This is a genomic window from Ruminococcoides bili (assembly GCF_040093295.1).
In the GTDB taxonomy this organism is placed as follows: Bacteria; Bacillota; Clostridia; order Oscillospirales; family Acutalibacteraceae; genus Ruminococcoides; species Ruminococcoides intestinale_A.
This window is the reverse complement of record NZ_JBBNJY010000073.1, coordinates 1-4,030: the sequence shown is the minus strand read 5'-3', so window position 1 is coordinate 4,030 and position 4,030 is coordinate 1. Positions and strand designations below refer to the sequence as shown.

4 protein-coding genes are annotated in these 4,030 nt (G+C 36.4%); all 4 read left to right on the top strand.

Annotation, left to right across the window (positions count from 1 at the left end; genetic code table 11):
* Positions 1-325 precede the first annotated feature (325 nt).
* The 4 genes from AAAY30_RS11245 (at position 326) to AAAY30_RS11230 (ending at position 3,899) form a co-directional block, all read left to right on the top strand.
* Positions 326-553, top strand: a complete 228-nt coding sequence (locus tag AAAY30_RS11245; protein ID WP_337782106.1) for a putative Se/S carrier protein — start codon at positions 326-328, stop codon at positions 551-553.
* Entirely contained in the window at positions 550-1,704 is a 1,155-nt protein-coding gene (locus AAAY30_RS11240; protein WP_252559995.1) for an aminotransferase class V-fold PLP-dependent enzyme, read from the top strand. Before AAAY30_RS11245 ends, AAAY30_RS11240 begins: the two co-directional genes overlap by 4 nt.
* Before the next feature lie 64 nt (positions 1,705-1,768).
* On the top strand, positions 1,769-2,647 hold the full coding sequence (gene cdaA / locus AAAY30_RS11235) for a diadenylate cyclase CdaA (protein WP_195410128.1): 879 nt from the start codon (positions 1,769-1,771) through the stop codon (positions 2,645-2,647).
* A complete protein-coding gene (locus AAAY30_RS11230) occupies positions 2,634-3,899 on the top strand; it encodes a CdaR family protein (RefSeq protein ID WP_022235345.1) in 1,266 nt (421 codons plus the stop codon). The genes cdaA and AAAY30_RS11230 overlap by 14 nt, the downstream gene beginning before the upstream one ends.
* Positions 3,900-4,030 lie beyond the last annotated feature (131 nt).

The following is a 4,030-nucleotide window of genomic DNA, read 5'->3' as shown; positions in this document are numbered from 1 at the left end:
CAAGCATGCAAACAGCCACGCTGTTTGCACCTGATAAATTGTTGTATCGGAAGATTTTTATGTGCGCTGCCCAAACCCGCAATTTTTGAAAAAATTGAGTAAACTTTTTTTGTTTTTGGGAGGATAATTTAGCGTTAGCTAAATTTCAATCCCCGACCGACACTCCGCTAAACCATAATTTAACTGAAATTATCTGTTTATCAAAACATTTTGAACAGCTAAGATTCAAAATGTTTGAAACATTATAAGATAACCATATAACAAGAAATTCATATTATATAGCAGGGAGATATTAAAAAATAAGATTTATAAAGTGGTGAATAATATGAAAAAAGCAGTATTTGTTTTTGGTACTTTAACTTATACTCAAAGGGGAAGAGAGGCATTGCGACGGCGTGGAATTCTTACAAAAATTATTCGTACTCCCGTGCAATATCGTAATGGTTCATGCGGTTACAGTTTGTTGGTTATAAAGAGAGTCGATGAAAGCGTAGAAATACTAAGGGCAATGAATATACCTGTGCAGGGAGTTTATCCTGCTGATTTAGAATGATTTATTTCGATAACGGTGCAACAACTTTTCCAAAACCAAAATCCGTGGTAAATGCAGTTAATTATGCGATTACAAAAATCGGAGCTAACCCGGGACGAGGCGGCCATAATATGGCTATAAAAGCCTCTGATGTGCTTTTTGAATGCAGAAACAATGCGGCAAAACTCTTTGATATTGAAAATCCCGAAAATGTTATTATCACAAACAATTGCACAACAGCACTTAATACTGTTATAAAAGGAATTTTAAAACCCGGCGATCATGCGGTAATATCATCATACGAGCATAATGCTGTTGTGCGGCCTTTAGAGTATTTAAAAAGTAACGGAGTAGAATACTCTGTTGCCGATGTTGATTATAATGACACAGAAAAGACAATTGGTAATTTCAGAAAAGCTTTTAAAGAGAACACTAAACTTGTAGTGTGCACCCATGCATCAAATGTATTTGGTATAAAATTACCTATTCAACGAATAGCGGCACTATGTAAATTAAACGGAATACTTTTTTGCACAGACGCAGCTCAAACTGCAGGTATAATTCCGATTTCGCTAAAAAATTCCGATATAGATTATTTATGTACGGCAGGGCACAAAGGTTTGTACGGCCCTATGGGTACAGGTTTGCTTGTTATTAACAGCGATACTATTCCCGAAAGTCTTATTCAAGGCGGAACAGGCAGCCTTTCTGCACAAGTAAATCAACCCGAAATTTTACCTGACAAATTTGAAAGCGGAACTCATAATTTACTTGGAATAGCGGGACTTAACGAAGGCATAAAATATGTTATGAATAAATCACCGCAAAAAATATTTGACTATGAAATTAGTCTTGCAAAAAATCTTTATGACGGTTTGTCTAAAATTAAAGATATTGAATTATATACACCAAAACCCGATGATGACGGATTTGTACCGGTAGTTTCGTTTAATATAAAAAATACGGACAGCGAAAAAACAGCGCAAATTCTTAATGATAAATTTAATATTGCAGTGCGTGCCGGACTTCATTGCGCACCGCTCGCTCATAAATGCTTTGGCACGCTTGAAAAAGGTACTGTTCGTGCAGTTATTTCCTCGTTTTCGACACAGTTTGAAGTTAACTATCTTATTAAATCAGTCAGTCAAATTAATTATTACAAAAGAATGTAAAAAAGGTTGCAATTCAATGCTGTTGTGTGTTAAAATAAAGTAATGAAAAACAGAGGAGGTTAAAATGATGGAATGGATACAAAGCGTATTTGCTGTATTAAAAACCATTGAAATTCGAGATATTATTGATATTCTTGCTATTGCATTCATTATTTTCAGCCTTTTCAAGCTTGTAAAAGAAACCCGTGCGGCTCAGCTTTTAAAAGGTGTTGTTGCACTTCTTATTATATATTTAATATCATCACTTTGCGGATTGATGATGCTTACGACACTTCTCAGAACTTTTTTTGAGGCTTCAGTTATACTTGTTGCTATTATTTTTCAGCCTGAAATCCGAAAATATTTGGAACAAATGGGTAGAAATAATACTTATAAAAAGTATATAAAACTTATTACTCATCGAGAAAAAAGTGATGAGTGGAAAATGGCTGTTAAAAAATCAATAATAGATGCCGCCGATACAGCTTTGCTGTTTTCACATTCAAAAACAGGTGCATTGCTTGTTTTTGAAAGAGAAACAAAACTTTCCGATATAGCCGCAACAGGCACAATAGTTAATGCAGATACTTCAGTTGCACTTTTCGGAAACATATTTTTTAACAAAGCTCCGCTACACGACGGCGCAAGTATTGTGCGTGATGGTAAACTTTTTGCGGCAGGATGTATATTACCGCTTACAGATAACAAAAATGTTGATATAAATCTTGGAACAAGACACAGAGCAGGACTTGGCATCAGTGAGCAAAGCGATGCTGTGGTTTTGATTGTCAGTGAAGAAACAGGTGTTATTTCGCTTGCAATTAACGGCGTACTTTACCGCAATTTTACACGCGACAGACTTATCGATAAGCTTGAGGCATTGTTACTTGAAAATACTGACGATGATTCGGCAGCTGCCGGTTTACTCCAAAAGATAAGGAGGAAGTCGGATGAAGGAAAATAAAAGCAAAAGATCAAGATTCAGGGCTTTTGTACAGAGTACAAACTTTTTATTTATCGTATCAATTGTAATTTCGCTTGTGATTTGGATTTATATGAGTATAAGTACAGGAAACGATACAAGTTTGACTATTTCGGATATACCTGTTCAGGTTGAATTGTCCGAAGATGCTGTTAATAACGGTCTGCAAGTTTTTTCGGGCAGTGATTATAAAGCCTCACTTACAGTTACAGGTAACAGAGCTGTTGTGGGTTCGTTACAGGCGTCTGATATTACCGTCAAAGCAGCTGCCAACTATGTTGATTCTGCGGGCAATTATACATTGTATCTTAATGCCTCAAAGAATGACCCTTACAGCGATTTTCAGATTTCATCTGCGATAAAACCGTCTACGATTGATGTTTTTATTGATTATCTGCGAGAAGCTACATTTGATATTCAAGAAAATGTTGTTTATAAAGTTGACGACGGTTATTATGCGTCAACCACACTGTCTTCAAAAACCATATATATTACAGGTCCGCAGTCTGAAGTATCTAAGATTTCTAAGGTTGTGGCTGCTGCGAATATAGACGGTACGCTTAATTCGTCACGCAAAGTTAATGCAGATATTATTTTGTACGATGCTGACGGTAAAGAAATTAATACGGATTTACTTTCTCTTGATTTTAAAACTGTGGAGGCTGCGATTTCTGTACTTCCCGAAAAAGAAGTTTCTTTAAAGCCGACATTTACAAACTTACCGTCAGGTTTACAAATTACCGACGATATGATTTCTGTTGAGCCTTCGTCAATACTGCTTGCAGGTACTGACGATGTATTGAATAAGACCGATTCGGTAAATCTTGCACCGATTGATTTTACATCACTTACAAATACAAAATCAATATTTGACCTTGCTGTTGAAATTCCAACCGATTGCAAGAATATCAGTAATACTTCAACTGCTAAGGTAACTCTTGATTTGTCGTCATTGTCAAGCAAAAAGCTGACAGTTGAAAAATTTATGGTACAGGGTCTTGCATCGGGATATTCTGCGGAGGTAACGCAAAAGAATCTTGAGGTTACAGTTTATGGCACAAGCAGTCAAATTGACTCTCTTAGTGCTTCGGATATAACCGCTGTTATTGATGTATCGTCTTCCGACGGTATGAAAGGCTCGGTTTCAATGCCTGTAACATTTAACATTGAGAACGGTTCTTCGTGTTGGGTTTCTGGTTCTTATAAAGCAAATCTTACAATTTCAGAATCATAAAAATACCCGTGGCTGTTGCCACGGGTTTATTTTTGCTCCTTGTCAAAGGTTGGGGTGAATATGGTTTAGCAAAATGATTTACCAACAATTATAAATGTTTGGTCGACCTTTTCAAAGGTCGTGGGGATCGG

Bases quoted from the DNA above. Each gene is read 5' to 3' on its own strand.
- AAAY30_RS11245 (WP_337782106.1), top strand. From the start codon at position 326: ATGAAAAAAGCAGTATTTGTTTTTGGTACTTTAACTTATACTCAAAGG.
- cdaA (WP_195410128.1), top strand. From the start codon at position 1,769: ATGATGGAATGGATACAAAGCGTATTTGCTGTATTAAAAACCATTGAA.
- AAAY30_RS11230 (WP_022235345.1), top strand. From the start codon at position 2,634: ATGAAGGAAAATAAAAGCAAAAGATCAAGATTCAGGGCTTTTGTACAG.
- AAAY30_RS11240 (WP_252559995.1), top strand. From the start codon at position 550: ATGATTTATTTCGATAACGGTGCAACAACTTTTCCAAAACCAAAATCC.